This is a genomic window from Collinsella aerofaciens ATCC 25986 (genome assembly GCF_964239575.1).
Lineage (GTDB): Bacteria > Actinomycetota > Coriobacteriia > Coriobacteriales > Coriobacteriaceae > Collinsella > Collinsella aerofaciens_BQ.
This window is the reverse complement of the sequence record NZ_CAXSQQ010000066.1, coordinates 1-794: the sequence shown is the minus strand read 5'-3', so window position 1 is coordinate 794 and position 794 is coordinate 1. Positions and strand designations below refer to the sequence as shown.

Here is a 794-nt window from a genome sequence, read left to right as displayed (position 1 = left end):
CCATTGTGGCACCCTGAGCCCGCGGAAAGAAGCTGCGCCGCGGGGGAGGCGACCCCAATGGCTTTCTCATATCGTCTATACTTGTGGTTATCGCGTTGTTCATGAGTCAATCATGGGCCGTGACTGCTGCATATGCCGATTATTCAATTGACGGATCTGATGATTCAAACAGCTTTCATCTTGAAGGCTCTACTTCCAATCAAGTTGAGCCTATCTCTGAGGGGCAAGAATCGGATGCTGGCTCCGTAGATAGCGAGCCTCAAGACGCGCAGCAGGTCTTATCGGGGGAGACTAACGAAGCCGCTGCCGCTGATTCTGCCTCCAACGATCAGCTCACCGTCAAAAACGTTAGTGTTTCTGCCCATGTGCAGAATATTGGCTGGATGGATCCGGTTGGTTCGGGTAAGGTTGCCGGAACCACGGGTAGGGGCTTGAATCTTGAGGCACTAAAAATCTCACTTGAAGTGGATGGAGCCACCTCTCAAGAACAGATTGCAAATGCCGTATCCGTCGAGGCCCACGTCTCGAACGTCGGCTGGCAGCCCGCCGTCGGCAACGGCGGCACCGCCGGCACGACCGGCCAGTCCCGGGCCGTCGAGGCCCTGAGGGTCAGGCTGTCCGGGGAGCTGTCCGCCCGCTACACCGTCTGGTACCGCGTCCACTCCGCGGAGTTCGGCTGGCTGGGCTGGGCGTGCGACGGCGCCGACGCCGGATCGGCTGGCTACGGCCGCGCCGTCCAGGCCGTCCAGGTCGCGGTCCTGCCCAAGGGCGACCCCGCCCCGGGCGACACCGCC

Annotated in this window: 1 pseudogene; it reads left to right on the top strand. The window is 61.1% G+C overall.

Going from position 1 to position 794, the window contains the following annotated elements:
- Positions 1 to 101: 101 nt before the first annotated feature.
- A pseudogene (locus tag ACESUZ_RS10110) lies at positions 102 to 794 on the top strand (hypothetical protein); the annotation flags it as partial.